Source organism: Herbiconiux sp. 320_LB (genome assembly GCF_059691755.1).
Genome location: NZ_JCAWAD010000002.1, coordinates 504,686 through 523,455 on the forward strand (window position 1 = coordinate 504,686; position 18,770 = coordinate 523,455).

The window sequence follows — 18,770 nt, forward strand, 5'->3', positions numbered from 1 at the left end:
GGAGCACCGACAAGCACTATGGGGCCGACAAGCACTACGGGAGGGTGCGGGCGTAGGCCGCCAGGGCGTCGCGCACGAAGGCGGCACCCCGATCGCCGCCGTAGACGGCCGCGAAGCGCGGGTCGGCCACGTACAGCTCGCCGAGTCCGCTGAGGTAGGCGGCCGTGAGACCTCCCGCGCCGGAGCCGGGCGTGCCCGGGATCGCCGCGAGCCACTCGGCCTGCCGCCGGGCGAGCTCCTGGCCCGCCTCGCCCGCGGGGTCGGCGCCGGCTTCCGCCGCCGCCCTCCAGTCCGCGGCGAGCGCCGCCGCCCGCTCGGACCAGGCCGCCCGCTCGGCCTCCCCCATCCCCCGCCACCAGTCGTCGCTCCGGGCGTACGACTCGGCGCCCCAGCGCTCCTCGATCTCCTCCCGATACCGGGTGTGGTCGAATCCGTCGAACATCTTCTCCGCCACGAGCGGTTCCTCCTTCTCCATCGTCTCGATCGTCGAGAGCACCGCGGCGATCCGCCGGCCGAGCAGCTCCTGATCCGACCGCAGCCGCTCGAGGTGTCGGCGCAGCGCAGCCGGCGCATCCGTCTCGCGCTCCAGCACCTCGCCGATCGCGGGCAGCCCGAGGCCGAGCCCCCGCAGCAGCAGCACGCGCTGAAGTCGCACGAGCGCGGCCTCGTCGTAATACCGGTAGCCGTTCGCGCCCACCCGGCTCGGCGCGATCAGGCCGATCGCGTCGTAGTGCCGCAGGGTGCGGCTCGTGACGCCCGTCAGCCGCGCGATCTCCGAGATCGGCCACTCCCGTGCGCTGCGTCCCGTGCTCATGCTGCGACTGTAGGAGTTGACGCTACGGCAGTGTCAAGCGAGGCTGGAGAGATGACCCGCATCGGCACCAGCGACCTCGACGTCTTCCCCCTCTCGCTCGGCGGCAACGTCTTCGGCTGGACCGCCGACCGCGAGACCTCCCTCGCCATCCTCGACGCCCACGCGGCCGGCGGCGGCGACTTCATCGACACCTCGGACAGCTACATGGCGAGCGCCCCGGGCAACGTCGGCGGCGAGTCGGAGACGATCATCGGCGAGTGGTTCACGAGCCGCGGTTCGCGCGACGCGACCGTGATCGCGACGAAGGTGTCGAAGCATCCGCAGTTCAAGGGCCTCTCAGCCTCGACCATCGCCGCCGCGGCGGATGCCTCTCTCGGCCGCCTGCAGACCGACCGCATCGACCTCTACTACGCCCACGCGGAGGATCCCGAGACCCCGCTCGAGGAGACCGCCGAGGCCTTCGACCGGCTCGTGCGCGCGGGCAAGGTGCGGTACCTAGGCCTGTCGAACTTCGCGCCCGAGTCGGTAGAGCGCTACCTCGCGATCGCCGATGCCAACGGCTGGGCGCGCCCGGTCGCGCTGCAGCCGCACTACAACCTGGTTCACCGCAACGAGGTGGAGGACGGGCTCGCGCCCATCGCCCTGCGCGAAGAGCTGTCGGTGATCCCCTACTACGCGCTGGCGAGCGGGTTCCTGACCGGCAAGTACCGCTCGAAGGAGGACTTCGCGGGCACCGTGCGCGCCCCGTCGGCGGCGAAGTACGTGTCGACCCAGGGCCTCGCGATCGTGGCTGCGCTGGAGGAGATCGGCCGCGCCCACGACGCGTCGATCGCCACCGTCGCGCTGGCCTGGCTCGTGGCGAAGCCCATCGTGGCGGCGCCGATCGCGAGCGCCAGCCGTGTCTCACAGGTCGCAGACCTGCTGGCCGTCGGCCGCGTCACCCTCACCCCCGAGGAGGAGGCGCGCCTGGACGCCGTCTCGGCCTGGACCCCGCCCGCGGCCTGAGTCGCTGGACTTCTCCGAACGAGAAGCCGACCGGGGCCCTCACGGCACCCGGAGCTGCCCTCGTTCAGAGAAGTCCGGGCCACACCGCGTCAGCGCCCCGGCGCCCGCCCGCCGCTCAGCACTCCGGCACGTTGACGGCCAGCCCGCCGCGGGCCGTCTCGCGGTACTTGTCGCTCATGTCGGCGCCGGTCTGCCGCATCGTCTCGACCACCTGATCGAAGCTCACCCGGTGCAGCCCGTCGCCGCCGAGCGCGAGCTTCGCCGCGGTGATCGCGGTCACCGCCGCCACGCCGTTGCGCTCGATGCACGGGATCTGCACGAGCCCGCCGATCGGGTCGCAGGTGAGACCGAGGTGGTGCTCCATCGCGACCTCGGCGGCGTTCTCGACCTGACGCACGTCGGCGCCGAGCAGGGCCGCGAGGCCGGCGGCGGCCATCGCCGACGCCGACCCGACCTCGCCCTGGCAACCGACGTCGGCTCCCGAGATGGAGGCGCGCTGCTTGATGATGCCGCCGATCGCGGCCGCCGTCAGCAGGTAGGTCTCGATGTCGCGCCGGGCCTCGGGCGAGTCGAACGGATCCCGCGCCAGATCGGCGCGGGCCAGGTCGGTCGGCGCCGGCGGCGTGAGCACGGTGCGGGTGGGGGCCGAGGCGTGCCGGTGCCGGAGCGCGTGATACAGCACCGCGGGCACGATCCCGGCGGCGCCGTTGGTCGGCGCGGTCACGACCCGGTTGCCGGCCGCGTTCTCCTCGTTCACGGCCATCGCCGCGATCGTGGCCCACTCGGGGCTGTTGGCGACACCGTCCTCGGCGAGCATCCGGGCGAGCTTCGCGGCACGACGGGGCACCTTGAGACCGCCGGGCAGGATGCCCTCGGTGCGCAGCCCCGACTCGATGCAGCCGCGCATCACACCCCAGATGCGATGGAGCCCCTCGCGGACGCCGTCCTCGCCGCCCTCGTGCCGGGCGGCCTCGTTGGCCAGCACGACTTCGGCGATGGACATCCCCTGTCGCGCGCACAGCACGAGCAGCTCGTCCCCCGACCCGAAGTCGCCCGCCGGCAGGCTCGGCGCAGACGCACCGGCCGGAGGCTCGGCGTCCACCTCCGTCACCGGCGCGCGGAGGATGAAGCCGCCGCCGATCGAGTAGTAGCTGACCGCCAGCGTCTCGTCGCCGAAGCGCGCCGCGAACGCCACCTCGTTCGCATACCGGTCGCGCACGACGAGCGGATGCTTTGCGATGTCGTTCTCCGAGAAGCGGATTCCGGCCGCGGGCGCACCCGCGAGCAGCAAGGCCTCACCGGCGTCGAGCGCGGCGACGCGCATCCGCCCCGCTTCGGGGTCGACCGTCTCGGGGTCGGCCCCCTCGAGCCCGAGCAGCACGGCGCCGAAGGTGTTGTGCCCCCGGCCGGTCGCCGCGAGCGATCCGTACACGTCGACCTGCAGCGCATCCGGAGCCCGGTCGGGCCAGCGGGCGGCGCACTCGAGCGCGAACTCCCGCGCGGCCCTCATCGGCCCGACGGTGTGCGAGCTCGACGGCCCGATCCCGATCGAGAAGAGTTCGAAGACGCCCGCGATACGTTCACCGGATGCTCGGGCGCTCGATTCCATCCGGAAACCCTAACCCGGCCGGTCGGCCCTCACCGCGCATCCACCGCCCTCTCGCAACGAAGCTGCGCCGGGCGGCGGAAAACGCCGTGATGAGCGCCCGCTACGCCCCGACGAGCTTCTCGGCCAGGTACCCGGTGAGCCGGTCGAGCGAGATCCGCTCCTGCCCCATCGAGTCGCGCTCGCGCACGGTCACCGCGTTGTCCTCGAGCGAGTCGAAGTCGACCGTGATGCAGAACGGGGTGCCGATCTCGTCCTGCCGACGGTAGCGGCGGCCGATCGCGCCCGCGTCGTCGAAGTCGACGTTCCAGTTCTTGCGCAGGTCGGCGGCGAGCGTCTTCGCCAGCGGCGAGAGCGCCTCGTTGCGCGACAGCGGCAGCACGGCGGCCTTGACCGGCGAGAGCCGCGGGTCGAGCTTCAGCACCGTGCGCTTGTCGACGCCGCCCTTGGTGTTGGGCGCCTCGTCCTCGTGGAACGCGTCGACCAGGAAGGCCATGAGCGAGCGGGTGAGGCCGGCGGCCGGCTCGATGACGTACGGGGTCCAGCGCTCGTTCGTGGTCTGGTCGAAGTACGACAGGTCGGTGCCGGAGGCCTTCGAGTGCGTCGTGAGGTCGAAGTCGCCCCGGTTCGCCACACCCTCGAGCTCGCCGAAGGCGCTGCCGGTGAAGCCGAACTTGTACTCGATGTCGACCGTGCGCTTGGAGTAGTGCGAGAGCTTCTCGGCAGGGTGCTCGTAGAGCCGCAGGTTCTCGGGGTCGATGCCGAGGTTGGTGTACCACTGGAAGCGCTGGTCGATCCAGTACTGGTGCCACTCCTCGTCCTCCCCGGGCTTGACGAAGAACTCCATCTCCATCTGCTCGAACTCGCGGGTGCGGAAGATGAAGTTGCCCGGCGTGATCTCGTTGCGGAAGCTCTTGCCGATCTGGCCGATGCCGAACGGCGGCTTCTGGCGCGAGGAGTTCAGCACCGCGTTGAAGTCGACGAAGATGCCCTGCGCCGTCTCGGGCCGCAGGTAGGCCAGGCCGCTCTCGTCGTCGACGACGCCGAGGAAGGTCTTGAGCAGCCCCGAGAACTGCCGCGGCTCGGTCCACGAGCCGGGCTGGCCGGTGTCGGGGTCGCGGATGTCGGCGAGGCCGTTCACGGGCGGGTGGCCGTGCTTCTCCTCGTACTGCTCGAGCAGGTGGTCGGCGCGGTAGCGCTTGTGGGTGTGCAGCGACTCGACCAGCGGGTCGGAGAAGACCTCGACGTGGCCGGAGGCCTCCCACACCTGGCGGGGCAGGATGACCGCGGAGTCGAGCCCGACGACGTTGTCGCGGGACTGCACCATGAACTTCCACCACTGGCGCTTGATGTTCTCCTTGAGCTCCACGCCCAGGGGCCCGTAGTCCCACGCCGACCTGGTTCCGCCGTAGATCTCTCCCGTCGGGAAGACGAACCCCCGGCGCTTGGCGAGGGCGATGACGGAATCGAGACGTGAGGCAGGCATTGAGGCTCCGTTTAACTCCACGCGGCCGGCTGCACGCGATGGGTCTGCACAATTCTATCGGGAGGGTCCGGCCACATCCGGCCGCATCCGCCCGCATCCCGCTAGGGTCGAGCCATGGAGCCCGTGACCCTCACGTCCCTGCCCGTCGCGGGCATCGGACTGGCCGTCGTCGCGGCGGCCCTGCTCGCCCTCGGCAACGAGCTGCAGTCGCGCGGCGTCGCCGCCGTCTCCTCGAAGGGGCTCGGCGCGAAACAGCTCAGGCGGCTCGCGCTCAACAAGATCTGGCTGCTCGGCACGGTCTCGTTCATCCTGTCGATCATCATCCAGATCGCGAGTCTCTCCCTCGCGCCCCTGATCGTGGTGCAGCCGGTCGGTGTGGTGGCGCTCGTCTTCGCCGCGCTCGTGACGGCGATCACGACGAAACGGATGCCGTCCAAGCGCGTCGTGCGCGCCATCCTGATCTGCGTCTCCGGCGTCGCGGTCTTCGTCGGGGTGGCCGCCGTTGTGTCGCACCAGTCGCCGATCGACGAGGTGCAGCTGATCACGATCCTCGTCGTGCTGGGCGTGGTGCTCCTGGCAGTCGCGGGCACCGTCATCTACTTCCACCGGCCGGGTCGGCACCTGCCGTCGATCCTCTACGTGCTGTTCGGCGGCCTGCTCACCGGCTTCGTCGCGACCCTCGGCAAGACCGTGATCGTGCGGGTGCAGGTGGTGCTGAGCGACCGGCTGATGCTCGACTCGGCGACCGTGCTCACCGGGTTCTGCGTGCTCGCGATCCTCGTGGCGGGCGGGCTCTCGATCTACTTCGTGCAGCTCTCCCACACCACCAGCAACCCCGAGGTCGTCGTCGCCGGGCTGACGGTGATCGACCCCTTCACCGCCGTCATCCTCGGCATCACGATCCTCGGCGAGGCCGCCGGCGCCCCGATCTGGGCGGTGCTGGTCTTCGTGGTGGCGGGTGCCGTGGCGGTCGGCGGGGTGTTCCTGCTCTCGCGCGCCCAGCGAAAGGATGCCGCCGAGGTCGGCGAGACGCCCGGGGCGACGACGGGATGATCGAGACCTCCCCGGAGGCGCGCGAGCGGCGGCGCGACGCGGAGCGGTGGCTCCGCAGCGTCGGGCTGCCCCTGTTCGTGCAGCGCAGGTGGCGGGCCGACGGCCTGCCCGAGCGGGTGGCGCCCTTCCTGGTCTTCGCCCTGACCACCGGCATCGCGGCCTCGCTCCTCGGTACGGTCGACGTCATCGTCGACGACGGCGATCCGTCCGCCATAGCGGGGCTGATCATCGTGCTGCTCCTGGTCGCCGTCGGCGCGGCGATCGCGGTGCCGGTCCTCCTGGGCTGGCTGACGGCGGTGCTGGTGCGCCGCCGGCCCGCACTCCGCCGCCCGCTCGGCATCGCGCTGCCGATCGTCTACCTCCTGCTGGTGCCGTCCGTCGACGCGATCCTCGGCGATCCGGCGGGGGCGGTGCGCCATGTGGTGGCCGCCGCGGCGACGATCGCGGCCGCCTACCTCCTCACCTGGCTCGGCATCGGCGCGGTGCTCGCCTGGGCGGCGCGGGCGGCGTTCCGTCAGACGGCGGCCATCGGGGCGCTGGTCACGCGCGCCCTGCCCATCCTGATGCTCGTGATCGTGTTCGCGTTCTTCTCCGAGCCGGTGTGGATGGTGACCAGCACCATGTCGCCGGCCCGCCTGTTCGCGGTCGCCGTGTTCTTCGCGCTGCTGTGCCTGTTCTTCGTGATGCCGATCAGCCGGTCGGAGATGAAGGAGCTCGACGAAGGCCTCGAGTCGCCCGACCACCTCGACCCGGAGGGCGCCGCGCCCCGCCCCGGGCCGCCGCTCAGCCGGGCCGAGCGGCTCAACCTGCAGACGGTGCTGGTCTTCGCGCTGGGCCTGCAGACGGTGCTGTTCGCGGTGATCGTCTGCGTGTTCCTCATCCTGCTGGGGCTGCTCGCGTTCTCGAACGAGGTGCTCGAGGAGTGGGTCGGCGAGCGGCTCACCTCGGTGTCGGTGTTCGGTGTCGAGATCCCGTTCACCTGGGCGCTGGTCAAGACCGCGATCTTCCTCAGCTGCGTCTCGTCGCTCAACTTCCTGGTGTCGGTGACGACGAACTCGGCGTACCGGGTGGCGTTCTTCCACCCGTTGATCCGGGAGGCTCGGCGGGCGCTGGTCGTGCGCGCGCGGTACCTGGCCGGTGGGGACGAGTCGGGCGGTCTCGGCCTCGACCCTGCGGCAGAGGCGTCACATCCGCCCGCAGGCCATGGCAGACGGGGACGACACGAGGGCGCGCACGAGGCTCGGCACGGCGACGACGAAGGCCCCGAGATGATCGAGCCCGGGCCGGGTTCAGCGGGCTGAGCGGCTCAGGACGCCTTCGTGGCCTTCTTCGCCGGCGCCGCCTTCTTGGTGGCCGCAGGCTTCTTCGCCGCAGCGGCGGTGGTCTTCTTCGCCGCGGGCTTCTTCGTCGAGGCGGCCTCGGGCTTCGAATCCGAATCCTTCGCGCTGCCGGAAGACCCGGAGCGGCTCTTGTCGACCGACCGGCGCAGCGCCTCCATCAGGTCGAGCACCTCGCCGCCCTCGTCGCCCGAGCCCGGCGCACGGCCGAAGGTCTCGTCGGTGTCGACCGAGTCGCCCTGCGCGAGCTTCGCGTCGATCAGCGTGCGCAGCTGCTCCTGGTAGTCGTCGGTGAACTTCTCGGGCTCGAAGTCGGTGGCGAACTGGTCGACGAGCGACATCGCCATGTCGAGCTCCTGCGACGAGACCCGCGTCGGCTCGTCGAGGGCGGGGAAGGCGGCCTCCCGCACCTCGTCGTCCCAGAGCAGCGACTGCAGCACGAGCACGTCGCCGCGCACCCGCAGCGCCCCGAGCCGCGTCTTCTGACGCAGGGCGAAGTGCACGATCGCGGTGCGGTCGGTGCTCTCGAGGGTCTTGCGCAGCAGCGCGTAAGCCTTGGGCGACTTCGAGTCGGGCTCGAGGTAGTAGCTCTTGTCGAGCATGATCGGATCGATCTGCTCGCTCGGCACGAACTCGACGACCTCGATCTCGCGACTGCGCTCCTCGGGCAGCGACGCCAGATCCTCCTTGGTCAGGATGACCGTGCGGTCGCCGTCGTCGTACGCACGGGCGATGTTCTCGTAGTCGACGATGTCGCCGTCGATCTCGCAGCGACGCTGATACCGGATGCGCCCGCCGTCCTTGTCGTGCACCTGGTGCAGCGAGATGTCGTGGTCTTCGGTGGCGCTGTAGACCTTGACGGGCACGTTGACGAGCCCGAAGGTGATCGCGCCCTTCCAGATCGATCTCATACCCAATTAGACCCCTGAACAGGGCCAAGATGAAAGCATGGCCGCGAAAGCAGCGAAGTCCGACGAGCAGACCGTGACGGTGGGTGGGCACCGTCTGCGCATCACGAATCTCGACAAGCTGCTCTACCCCGAGACGGGCACGACGAAGGCGGATGTCTTCCGCTACTACGCCGAGATCGCGCCGATACTCCTCCCCCACTCCCGCAACCGCCCGGCGACGCGCAAGCGCTGGGTGCACGGTGTGGGCACCGCCGACCACCCGGGGCAGGTGTTCTTCCAGAAGAACCTCGACGACGGCACGCCCGACTGGGTGCGACGCGTCGACATCCAGCACTCCGACCACGTCAACGTCTACCCGCTCGTCAACGACGCGGCGACCCTGGCCTGGCTCGCCCAGATCGCGGCGCTCGAGCTGCACGTGCCGCAGTGGCGGGTGGATGCGCACGGCCGGCAGAAGAACCCCGACCGCTTCGTCATCGACCTCGACCCCGGCGAGGGCGCGGGTCTGCCCGAGTGCGTCGAGGTGGCGAAGCTCGCGAAGTCGATCCTGGTCGGGATGGGGCTCGACCCGGTGCCTGTCACCAGCGGGAGCAAGGGCATCCACCTCTATGCATCCTTGGACGGGACCCAGACCAGCGACCAGGTCTCGGAGGTCGCACATGAGCTCGCGCGAGCGCTCGAGGCAGACCACCCCGAGCTGGTGGTGAGCGACATGAAGAAGACCAAACGCGTCGGCAAGGTGCTCGTCGACTGGAGCCAGAACAACGGCAACAAGACGACGATCTGCCCCTACTCGCTGCGCGGGCGCTCCCGGCCCACGGTCGCGGTGCCGCGCACCTGGCGCGAGCTCGCGTCGAAGGATCTGCGGCAGCTCGAGCTCGACGAGGTGCTGGCTCGCATGAAGAGGCGGAGCGATCCGTTGGCCGAGAGCGCCGACGCCCCCGGGGCGATCGAGGCCCCGGCCGGTGAGTGGCACTCCGACCGCGGGCCGGAGGATCAGCCGGATGCGCACCCGGCTCCGGCATCCGCGACCCGCGCCGGCGCTGGAGCCGATGCCGGCGGCGGCTCTCGCGATCGCCTCGAGGTCTACCGCTCCAAGCGCGACGGGAGCAAGACGCCCGAGCCCGTGCCCGCCGCGGCGCCGGCGTCGACCGACGGGCGCTCGTTCGTCATCCAGGAGCATCACGCCAGGCGGCTGCACTGGGACTTCCGGCTCGAGCACGACGGGGTGCTGGTCTCCTGGGCGCTGCCGAAGGGCGTGCCGGACGACCCGCACCAGAACCACCTCGCGGTGATGACGGAGGACCACCCGCTCGAGTACGGCACGTTCGAGGGATCCATTCCCTCCGGGGAATACGGTGCCGGCACCGTCACGATCTGGGACTTCGGCAGCTACGACCTAGAGAAGTGGCGCGACGGCAAGGAGATCATCGTCACGCTGCACGGGCAGCCCTCGGGTGGGCTGGGGGATGCGCGGAAGGTGGTGCTGATCCACACCGGGCGCGGCGATCAGGAGAAGAACTGGCTGATCCATCGGATGGTGCCGGAGGATGCGTCCTCGTCCTCCGCAGCTCCCGCCAAGGCCTCGTCCTCCAAGGGCACGCCCTCGAAGGGAACGACCTCGAAGGCCTCCTCGTCCCCTGAGGCGGCCTCGTCCGCCAAGGCCTCGTCTTCCCCCACCGCCCTCGACAAGGCCTTCAAGCCCATGCTCGCCACACTGGCCGCCGGCGCCGGCGACCTCGACGCCGACAGCGAGTACGCCTTCGAGATGAAGTGGGACGGCATCCGCGCCCTCGTCCGCATCGACCACGGCGAGGTGACCCTGCGCACGCGCAACGGCAACGACGTCACGGCCGGCTACCCCGAGCTCACCGAGGCGCTCGCGCGGCTCCACCCCGACCGCTCGCTCGTGCTCGACGCCGAGATCGTGGCCCTGGATGCGCGGGGCCGGCCGAGCTTCGGCCGCTTGCAGCAGCGGATGGGCCTGTCCCGCCCGCGCGACGTCGAGGCCGCCCGCGCGACCACGAAGGTCGACCTGATGGTCTTCGACCTGCTCGAGCTCGACGGCCGCTCGCTGGTCAAGGAGCCGTACGACGACCGCCGGGCGGCTCTGGAGGACGTGGTGCCCGCCGACGACGGCCCCATCCACCTGCCGCCCGCCTTCGAGGGCGACCTCGAGCACGCGATGACCGCCAGTCGCGACCTCGGCCTCGAGGGGGTCATGGCCAAGCGGCGCGACGTGCCCTACGCGCTCGGGCGTCGATCGCGGGCCTGGCTGAAGCTGAAGCACCACGCGGCCCAGGAGGTCGTGATCGGCGGCTGGCGGCCGGGGAAGGGCCGCCGGGCGTCGCAGGTCGGCTCGTTGCTGATGGGCGTTCCGGATGCCGACGGCACCCTGCGCTACGTCGGCCGCGTCGGAACCGGCTTCTCCGAGCGCGACCTCGTCGACCTCACCACGCGCCTGTCGAAGCTGGAGCGGAAGACCTCCCCCTTCGCCGACGTGCCGGGCGCGGACGCCCGCGACGCGATCTGGGTGACGCCGAAGCTCGTCGGCGAGGTCGAGTTCGCCGAGTGGACGGGGACCGACCGCCTCCGCCAGCCCTCCTGGCGCGGCTGGCGCCCCGACAAGTCCCCCGCCGAGGTCCGCCGCGAGTCCTGACCCTTGCGTCCCGCCCGGTGGGGGCTATTCTCGGGGGATGAGATATTCTCGACTAAGCGCAGCCGTCATAGCTACAGCGCTGTTCGCGGCCGTCGGGCTCACGGCCGCTTCGCCCGCTTCCGCGACGAACTTCGTGACGGCCACGATCACGATCACCTCCCCGACCCGCCCCGATCCGACACCCGTAGCGATCGCTATTGCGGCGGGCGACCAATCCGCCTACGTCAGCAACACATTCGATGGCACGGTGTCGGTCATAGACCTTCAGACGAACGCGGTGACCACCACGATTCCTCACGGGCCGACGAGCATCGGAGACGGGCCAAGCGCAGTGGCGATCGACGAGGCGCATCACCAAGCCTACGTCGCCAACTACAACTCCCACACGGTTTCGGTAATCGACACCACGACACACATTGTCCTGACCGTGATTCCCTACGACCGCGCCCATGGAATCGGAAAGGGTCCTGCAGGGATCGCCGTCGACGGCGGCCTCTCCCGCGCTTACGTCGCCAATCTCATTGACGGCACGGTTTCAGTCATCGACACCTCGACCAATCGCGTTTCCGCCGTGATCGCTCACGATCCTTTGTCCGGCATCGGCAACTTTCCAATCGATGTCGCCGTCGACTCGGGCTTGCACCGCGCCTACGTTCCCAACCTCAACGACCACTCCGTCTCGGTCATCGATACCGCGACCGACAACGTCATCGCCGTCATCCCTCACGACGTCGTCACCGGAATCGGACTCAGTCCGCGCGGCGTTGCCGTCGACTCCACCCGACATCGCGCGTTCGTCGCCAACGAGCGCTCCGGGACCGTCTCCGTCATCGATACCGTCACGAACCGCGTGATCGGAGTGATTCCACACGACCGGACGAACGGCATCGGCGACGGTCCCGACGGCATAGCGGTCGACGCGGACGGACGCCAGGTCTGGGTGGCGACGGAAGGGCAGATCACCGCGATCGACGCGGAGACCTTGCATGTGATCCGTGTCATTCCAAAGGAGTTCGGGAGCTTCTACGGATCCGGGATCCAATCGATCGGGGTCGATTCCGCGCGGCGGCACGCCCTCGTCGTGGGGTCGAACTCACAGACGGTCGCCGTGATGGATCTCGACAGCACGGCGCCCCTAGTCCGCGTGAGCGGCGCAGATCGATATGACAGCTCGGCCCGGCTTTCAGCGGCCGAGTTCGCCGCGGGGGCGCCTGTGGCCTACGTCGCATCGGGGGAGAATTTTCCGGATGCGCTTTCGGGTGGGGCCGTAGCGGGCAGCCAGGGTGCGCCCCTGCTGCTCGTGACGAAGGACGGTATCCCGGGTGCCGTGGCGAACGAGCTGGCGAGGCTTCGCCCCGGCAAGATCGTCGTCCTGGGCGGGCCGGCATCCGTCAGCGACGCCGTCGTGGGGTCGCTGACCGCCTACAGCCCCACGACGCGCATCGGAGGGGCAGATCGTTACGCCGTGTCGGCCGCGCTTTCAGCGCAGTCCTTCGCGCCCCGCCGGCCGGTCGTCTACGTGGGCTCAGGCGAGAACTTCCCGGACGCATTAGCCGGGGGCGCTGCCGCCGGCCTTCGCGGGGCCCCCGTCCTCCTCGTCCCGCGAGACTCCGTGCCCGGTGCGGTCCAGGCAGAGCTCACACGCCTCCAGCCGGGGAAGATCGTGATCCTCGGCGGCGCCAACACGGTGAGCACGGGCGTCGAAGCGGCCCTGGGAGCGACCGCACCCACGACTCGCGTCTCGGGCGCCGACCGCTACGAGGGATCCGCCGCCGTCTCCGCCAACACCTTCCCCACGGGCGCCCGAACGGTCTTCATCGCCTCGGGCAGCGTGTTCCCGGATGCCCTCTCGGGTGGCCCGGCGGCCGCGAGCAACACAGCACCGATCCTCCTCGTGATGCGGGATTCCATCCCGACCAGTGTGGCGACCGAACTCTCGAGACTTCGACCGACACGGATCGTCGTGCTCGGTGGCGTGAACTCCGTCTCGCCGGCGGTCTTCGACCAGCTGAGCGCGTTCCTCAACTGATTCTCGGAGCGGATGTCTCCGAGACGTTGCACTTGGAGAAGAGTGAGTGTATGGTCACTCATATGGGTAAGGTGCTTTCTACGGCAGACGTGAGGCGGGAGACCGTCGTGGCGAGCGCGATCCGGGCGTTCTCGCGGTCGGGGTATCTCGGCACGCCGATCGCCAAGGTCGCCGAGGAGGCGCAGATCTCGACGGCCTACGTCTTCAAGCTCTTCCCAGGCAAGGAGGCGCTCTTCGTCGCCGCCCTCGAGCGATGCTTCGAGCGGGTGCTCGACGCACTCGAAGCGGGCGCGGCCGCCGCCACCCGCCAGACGCCCGAGGGGATCCTCGACGCGATGGGCGACGCCTACGCCCACCTGATCGCCGACCGCGACCTGCTCATGCTGCAGGTGCACGCCCAGTCGGCATCCGACGTGCCCGAGGTGCGGCAGGCCCTGCAGCGCGGACTCGCCCGGGTCACCGAGTTCGCCTCCTCGCGTTCCGGTGCCGACGACGCGTCGGTGCAGCGGTTCATCGCCTACGGGCAGCTCTGCCACCTCATCGTGACGGTGGGGGTCGAGGACATCGACTCCGACTGGGCGCGGCTACTCAGCGAGGGCATCACGCACCCCGCCTGAGACCCCTCGCGACCGGGCCATGAGTCGGCCCGGTTTTTCTTCACCACAAGAAGTGACTGTTCAGTCACTCACAACTGAAAGGATCATGATGTCAACCTCGACCACGACCTCCCTCCCCTCCACCTCGCACCCCTCGGCCGCGGCACCGGCCCCCGACCGCCGCCGCTGGGCTGCGCTCGTCGTGCTGGCCGTCGCCCAGTTCCTCGTCGTGCTCGACGCCTCGATCGTCAACATCGCGCTGCCGTCCATCGGCGCGCAGCTGAGCCTGGACACGGCCGCGCTCAGCGGTGTGATCACCGCCTACGTGCTCCCCTTCGGCGGACTGCTGCTGCTCGGCGGCCGACTCGCCGACCGCTTCGGGCACCGCCGCGTGTTCCTGATCGGCATCGCCGGCTTCATCGCCGCCTCGGCGCTGGCCGGGCTCGCCACGAACGGCGGGCTGCTGCTCACGGCCCGCGCGCTGCAGGGCGCCTCGGCGGCACTGCTCGCACCGGCGTCGCTCGCGATCGTCACCCGCCTGTTCGTGACCGGCGCCGATCGCGCCAAGGCCCTGGGCGTCTGGGGCGCGGTGGCCGGCATCGGCAGTGCGGCCGGCGTGCTGCTCGGCGGCGTGCTCACCGGGGCCTTCGGGTGGCCGGCGATCTTCTTCGTGAACGTGCCCGTCGGGCTGTTCGTGCTGATCGCGCTCCCCCGCCTGCTCGCCCGCGACGGAGTCAGCGCTGTCGGTGCCCGACCCAAGCTCGACCTCCCCGGCGCCGCCACCGTGACCGCCGGCCTGGTCGCCCTGGTGGCCGCCCTCGGCACCGCCGGCCGGTCCGGCTTCGGCTCGCCCGTCGTGCTCGGCCTGTTCGCCGCCGCGGTCGCCCTGCTCGCCGCGTTCATCCTGATCGAGCGCCGCAGCAGCGCGCCCCTGGTCGACCTCGCGATCTTCCGGCGCCCGGCCGTCACCGGGGGCAACCTCGCCATGCTGCTGATCGGCGCCGCCACCACCGCGACCTTCTTCGCCCTCTCCGTCTTCATGCAGGACGTGCTCGGCTTCGACGCCCTCACCTCCGGCCTCACCCAGCTGCCCCTGGCCGGCACCCTCGTCGTCGCGGCCGCGACGGTCCCGGCCCTGATGGCGCGAATCGGCGCCCGCCCCGTGCTCGTCGCCGCCCTGGTCGTGCTCGCGGCCGGGCTGGTCTGGCTCTCGTTCGCGCCGGCCGGGGCCGGGTTCGTCGGCGACCTGCTCGCACCGACCATCGTGATCGGCGCCGGGCTCGGCGCATCCTTCGTCGCGGTCACCGACCTCGCCGTGAGCGGCACGAGCGGGGCGGATGCGGGGCTCGCCAGCGGACTGGTCAACACCAGCCAGCAGATCGGCGGCGCCCTGGGCCTCGCCGTGCTGTCGACGATCGCGGCCGCGATCACGAGCGGAGCACTCGGCTCGGGAGCGGCGCCCGCCGTCGCCGCCACCTCGGGCTTCAGCGCCGTCTTCGTCGGAGCCGCACTGGCCGCCCTGGCCGCCGCCGCCCTCGTGCTCGCCATCCGGCCCGCCCGCGGGCGTCGCGCCTGACGCCCGCCCTGGTGGCCCCGGCCGCACCGGCACACCCCGCCTGCACATCCGTGCGAAACCCTGGCTCCGCCCCCACGGCGGTGGTACTTTCACCCGAAGAGCCACCGGCCATTCAATCGAGGAGGATCTCATGACCGAGAAGAAAGAACACGACGGACGCGGCGAGCGCGACGGCGAGTACACCGACACCGAGGCCGAGAACGTGAACGTGCCCGAGCCGGAGAGCGGCGAGTACACCGACAGCGTCATCCCCGGCGACGAGTAGTCGACCAGGGCGAACGAGCGCCGCACGACCCCGGAATCACGGGGCGCGCGGCGCTTTTTCACGCCCGGGAAATCCTGGGGCCGAGAGCGGGAATAAATCCGCCGCCGCTCAACTTGACACGCGTTCGCGCGCGAGTAGTGTCGTCACTCGTGGTTAATGAAACCCGCTCAGCGAAACGCTGGTTGATCGGCGATCCGCTGCCGAGCGACAAGCTCGAGGGTCAGCTCCTCCCCAAGCGCCTGGCCCTCCCGATCTTCGCGAGCGACCCGCTCTCGTCGGTGGCGTACGCCCCGCAGGAGCTGTTGATGATCCTGCTGATCGGCGGGCTCTCCTTCCTCACCTTCGCGCCCTGGGTCGCGGCCGCGGTCGTGCTGCTGCTCGTCGTGGTGGTGGCCAGCTACCGGCAGCTGGTGAAGGCCTACCCGAGCGGCGGCGGCGACTACGAGGTCGCCCACAAGAACCTCGGCGAGAAGGCCGGCCTGGTCGTCGCCTCGGCCCTGCTGGTCGACTACGTGCTGACCGTGGCCGTCTCCGTGGCCTCGGGCGTCGACAACATCATCTCCGCCCTGCCCGAGCTGAACCCGTGGCGGGTCGAGATCGCGGTGGGCTTCGTGATCATCCTGATGGCGGTCAACCTGCGCGGGGTGCGCGAGTCGAGCAAGGCCTTCGCCATCCCCACCTACGTCTTCGTGGCCAGCGTCGCAGCGATGATCGTGATCGGCCTGGCGCGCACGGCGTTCGGCGTCGCTCCCGTCGCCGAGTCGGCGGGCTTCGAGGTGCGCTCCGACCAGCTGACGCAGGCGGCGATGATCCTGCTGCTCCTGCGCGCCTTCTCGAGCGGATGCTCCGCCCTCACGGGCGTCGAGGCCATCTCGAACGGCGTGCCCGCGTTCCGCACCCCCAAGATCCAGAACGCGCAGCGCACTCTGGTGCTGATGGGAGGCATCGCGATCTGCCTGTTCGCCGGCCTCACCGCCGTCGCCCTGATCTCCGGCGTGCACTACGCGGAGGACGCGTGTCACCTGATCGGTTTCGCCGACTGCGCCACCACCCCGCAGCGGAGCCTGATGGCCCAGGTCGCCGCGGCGACCTTCGGCAACAACTCGATCATGTTCTTCGTCATCCAGGCCGCCACCGCCGCGGTGCTGCTGCTCGCGGCCAACACCGCGTTCAACGGCTTCCCGCTGCTCGGCTCGGTGCTGGCGAAGGACTCCTACGCCCCCAAGGCCATGCTCACCCGCGGCGACCGCCTCGTGTTCTCCAACGGCATGATCGTGCTGGCCCTCGCGGCGACCGCCATCCTGATCGTCTACCAGGCCAACCTCACCCAGCTGATCCAGCTCTACATCATCGGCGTCTTCGTCTCGTTCACCCTCGGCCAGACCGGCATGGTGCGGCACTGGCTCCGGATGCTCAGAGAGGGCTGCGCCGACCGGGGCGCGGTCGTGCGCTCCCTCGCCATCAACGCCGTGGGAGCCGTCTTCACCGCGATCGTGCTCATCGTGGTGACGATCACCAAGTTCACCCACGGCGCCTGGCTCGTGTTCGCGATCATGCCCGTGCTCTTCCTGCTGATGATGGGCGTCAACCGCTACTACCGCGACGTGAACAAGGAGGTCGAGGTCGACCCCCACACCACCTTCGGCGCGACCGGCGACCACGCGATCGTGCTGGTCGGGCGGATGCAGAAGCCGGTGCTGAAGGCCCTGGACTACGCCATCGCGGCCCGGCACGACTCGATCGAAGCGGTGCACCTCTCGATCGACGACGAGCAGACCAGCCAGCTCGAAGCCGACTGGCAGGCGATGAACATCGAGGTTCCGCTCAACATCATCGAGTCGCCCTACCGCGACGTGGCGGTGCCGCTGGCGAAGTACATCATGAAGCACCAGGCCGAGCACGGCGGCGAGGTCGTCACCGTCTACACGCCGATCTACATCGTCGGGCACTGGTGGGAGACGATCCTGCACAACCACAAGGCCCGCCGCATCCGCAAGAAGCTCATGCTCGTGCACGGCGTGACCATCGCCCTGGTGCCCTGGCTGCTCGACTCCTCGGAGCTGCTCTACGGCCGCCGCTCGCGGCCGCTGCCCGGCCAGGAGCGCCGCGGCGAACCGGTGCGCCCGGTGCCCCGCCGCCCGCACTCCGGCGAGCCGGTCGTGCACAAGCGCGGACGAGGCTGAGCGCCCGCCGTCCTCCCGCCCGGCGCACGGGGCCGTCCGATGGCTGCGTGCTAAACTGACGCAAGTTTTCGTCGTTGTTCGTCTCATCCGGGTGGCACCGCCCCCGGCCCGATTCGTGAGGGGGTCTCGCATGGGGCGTGGCCGTCAAAAAGCCAAGCACACGAAGGTCGCACGCGAGCTGAAGTACTTCAGCCCCGACACGAACTATTCGGCGCTCGAGCGTGAACTCACGGGCAGCCAGCACGGCGAACCCGACTACTCGAAGTGGATCGATGACGACGACGACGCTGAGGCCGACGACGCCTTCGACGCGTCGGACGAGCAGAAGCTCGCCTGAGGCGAGTTCGTCTGCGAAGGCTTCTGGCTGACGGCTAGGCCGCTCAGGTGTCTGGGCCGGTCAGGTGTCTGGGCCGGTCAGGCTTCCGTCTGCTCAGGCGTCCTGGTCGGGCCCTGAGCCCTGCTCCCGGACGAGTTCGACGTCGACCGTGCGGGCACGGCGGCGGCTGACCCGGTCGATCAGCAGCGCGACGATCGCACCCAGTGCGACGAAGATCGCGATGACGAACAGCGCCGTGAACCCGATCACCTGGAGCCGGCTGAAGTCCTCCTGCTCGGGAAAGGCGAAGGTCACGATCAGCGTGATCAGCAGGCCGATCGCGGCACCCACCGCCATGAAGCGGTAGTACCGGGGCGCACGGCGGACCGTCACCGGCCCGATCAGGCCGGGTTCCTGGTCGCCGTCGCGGGTGGGCGGGACGTCGGGGTGCGAACTCACCCCTCCATTGTCGCGCACTCCGCTGGGCACGGGCTGCCCTATCGGAGGGCGAGCGGCGGGACCTGCCCGATCAGAGCGCGAGAGGCACGACCGCCGAGAGATCGGCGCGCTGGCCCGAGGCGTGGATGCGGGCGGTCGCGCGACCCTCGGCCCAGTCGAGCCGGCCGGTGGCGAGCTCGAGCCAGGTACGCGCATCCATCTCGACCACGTTCGGCGGGGTGCCCCGGGTGTGACCGGGGCCCTCGATGCACTGCACCGCGCCGAACGGCGGCACCCGCACTTCGACCGAGTTGCCCTCGGCCGCGTCGGCGAGCCGCTGCAGCAGGTAGCGCACCGCGGTCGCCCGGGTGTCGCGGGACGCCTGGTCGAAGTCGGCGGTGGCCGCCGTCACGGCCGCCGTGCCTTCGGCGTCGGGGATCCTCGCTTTTGCCATGCCTCCACGGTAGCCCCGGCGTCGACCTCGGTAGGCTGGCGG

Annotated in this window: 16 protein-coding genes; 10 read left to right on the forward strand and 6 right to left on the reverse strand. The window is 70.3% G+C overall.

All coding sequences use genetic code 11. From position 1 onward, the window contains the following. Positions 1-34: 34 nt before the first annotated feature. The gene (locus AC59HU_RS06430) at positions 35-814 is read right to left on the reverse strand and encodes a MerR family transcriptional regulator (protein WP_497222534.1); all 780 of its coding nucleotides are present in this window, start codon (positions 812-814) and stop codon (positions 35-37) included. Positions 815-865: 51 nt separating this feature from the next. Between AC59HU_RS06430 and AC59HU_RS06435 the strand changes: the two genes are divergently transcribed. Beyond that, on the forward strand, positions 866-1,819 hold the full coding sequence (locus AC59HU_RS06435; RefSeq protein WP_497222536.1) for an aldo/keto reductase: 954 nt from the start codon (positions 866-868) through the stop codon (positions 1,817-1,819). 115 nt (positions 1,820-1,934) lie between these two features. On the opposite strand, the gene AC59HU_RS06440 is transcribed toward AC59HU_RS06435, so the two are convergent. Further along, positions 1,935-3,428, reverse strand: coding sequence for an L-serine ammonia-lyase, iron-sulfur-dependent, subunit alpha (locus tag AC59HU_RS06440; protein WP_497222537.1), 1,494 nt, complete (start codon positions 3,426-3,428; stop codon positions 1,935-1,937). A gap of 100 nt (positions 3,429-3,528) precedes the next feature. Beyond that, complete coding sequence (locus AC59HU_RS06445) at positions 3,529-4,911, reverse strand: glycine--tRNA ligase (RefSeq protein WP_497222539.1); 1,383 nt, start codon at positions 4,909-4,911, stop codon at positions 3,529-3,531. A 114-nt stretch (positions 4,912-5,025) separates the two neighbouring features. On the opposite strand from AC59HU_RS06445, the gene AC59HU_RS06450 reads away from it, so the two are divergent. Then, a complete protein-coding gene (locus AC59HU_RS06450; RefSeq protein ID WP_497222541.1) occupies positions 5,026-5,964 on the forward strand; it encodes a multidrug DMT transporter permease in 939 nt (312 codons plus the stop codon). Further along, the gene (locus AC59HU_RS06455) at positions 5,961-7,265 is read left to right on the forward strand and encodes a hypothetical protein (protein WP_497222544.1); all 1,305 of its coding nucleotides are present in this window, start codon (positions 5,961-5,963) and stop codon (positions 7,263-7,265) included. Before AC59HU_RS06450 ends, AC59HU_RS06455 begins: the two co-directional genes overlap by 4 nt. 5 nt (positions 7,266-7,270) lie before the next feature. Here the strand turns inward: AC59HU_RS06455 and ku are convergent, their stop codons facing one another. Next, positions 7,271-8,212 (reverse strand): non-homologous end joining protein Ku, encoded by a 942-nt coding sequence (ku, locus tag AC59HU_RS06460; protein ID WP_497222546.1) that lies wholly within the window; start codon positions 8,210-8,212, stop codon positions 7,271-7,273. 37 nt (positions 8,213-8,249) lie between these two features. Between ku and AC59HU_RS06465 the strand changes: the two genes are divergently transcribed. From AC59HU_RS06465 to AC59HU_RS06495, 7 genes are all read left to right on the forward strand, one after another. Beyond that, on the forward strand, positions 8,250-10,871 hold the full coding sequence (locus AC59HU_RS06465) for an ATP-dependent DNA ligase (RefSeq protein WP_497222548.1): 2,622 nt from the start codon (positions 8,250-8,252) through the stop codon (positions 10,869-10,871). A 133-nt stretch (positions 10,872-11,004) separates the two neighbouring features. Further along, a complete protein-coding gene (locus tag AC59HU_RS06470; RefSeq protein ID WP_497222550.1) occupies positions 11,005-12,900 on the forward strand; it encodes a cell wall-binding repeat-containing protein in 1,896 nt (631 codons plus the stop codon). An 89-nt stretch (positions 12,901-12,989) separates the two neighbouring features. Next, positions 12,990-13,517, forward strand: coding sequence for a TetR/AcrR family transcriptional regulator (locus tag AC59HU_RS06475; RefSeq protein WP_497222552.1), 528 nt, complete (start codon positions 12,990-12,992; stop codon positions 13,515-13,517). An 88-nt stretch (positions 13,518-13,605) separates the two neighbouring features. After that, entirely contained in the window at positions 13,606-15,072 is a 1,467-nt protein-coding gene (locus AC59HU_RS06480) for an MFS transporter (RefSeq protein WP_497222554.1), read from the forward strand. Between the two features lie 130 nt (positions 15,073-15,202). Further along, positions 15,203-15,337, forward strand: a complete 135-nt coding sequence (locus AC59HU_RS06485; protein WP_497222556.1) for a hypothetical protein — start codon at positions 15,203-15,205, stop codon at positions 15,335-15,337. Between the two features lie 149 nt (positions 15,338-15,486). Beyond that, positions 15,487-17,520: an APC family permease gene (locus AC59HU_RS06490; RefSeq protein WP_497222557.1), complete on the forward strand. Its 2,034-nt coding sequence runs from the start codon at positions 15,487-15,489 to the stop codon at positions 17,518-17,520. A 130-nt stretch (positions 17,521-17,650) separates the two neighbouring features. Next, positions 17,651-17,857 carry a DUF3073 domain-containing protein gene (locus tag AC59HU_RS06495; RefSeq protein ID WP_497222558.1) on the forward strand — a complete coding sequence of 69 codons (207 nt, stop codon included), beginning with the start codon at positions 17,651-17,653 and terminating at the stop codon, positions 17,855-17,857. 93 nt (positions 17,858-17,950) lie between these two features. Here AC59HU_RS06495 and AC59HU_RS06500 read toward each other — a convergent pair whose 3' ends face one another. After that, positions 17,951-18,295 carry a hypothetical protein gene (locus AC59HU_RS06500; RefSeq protein WP_497222559.1) on the reverse strand — a complete coding sequence of 115 codons (345 nt, stop codon included), beginning with the start codon at positions 18,293-18,295 and terminating at the stop codon, positions 17,951-17,953. A 70-nt stretch (positions 18,296-18,365) separates the two neighbouring features. After that, a complete protein-coding gene (locus AC59HU_RS06505; protein ID WP_497222560.1) occupies positions 18,366-18,728 on the reverse strand; it encodes a sterol carrier family protein in 363 nt (120 codons plus the stop codon). Positions 18,729-18,770 lie beyond the last annotated feature (42 nt).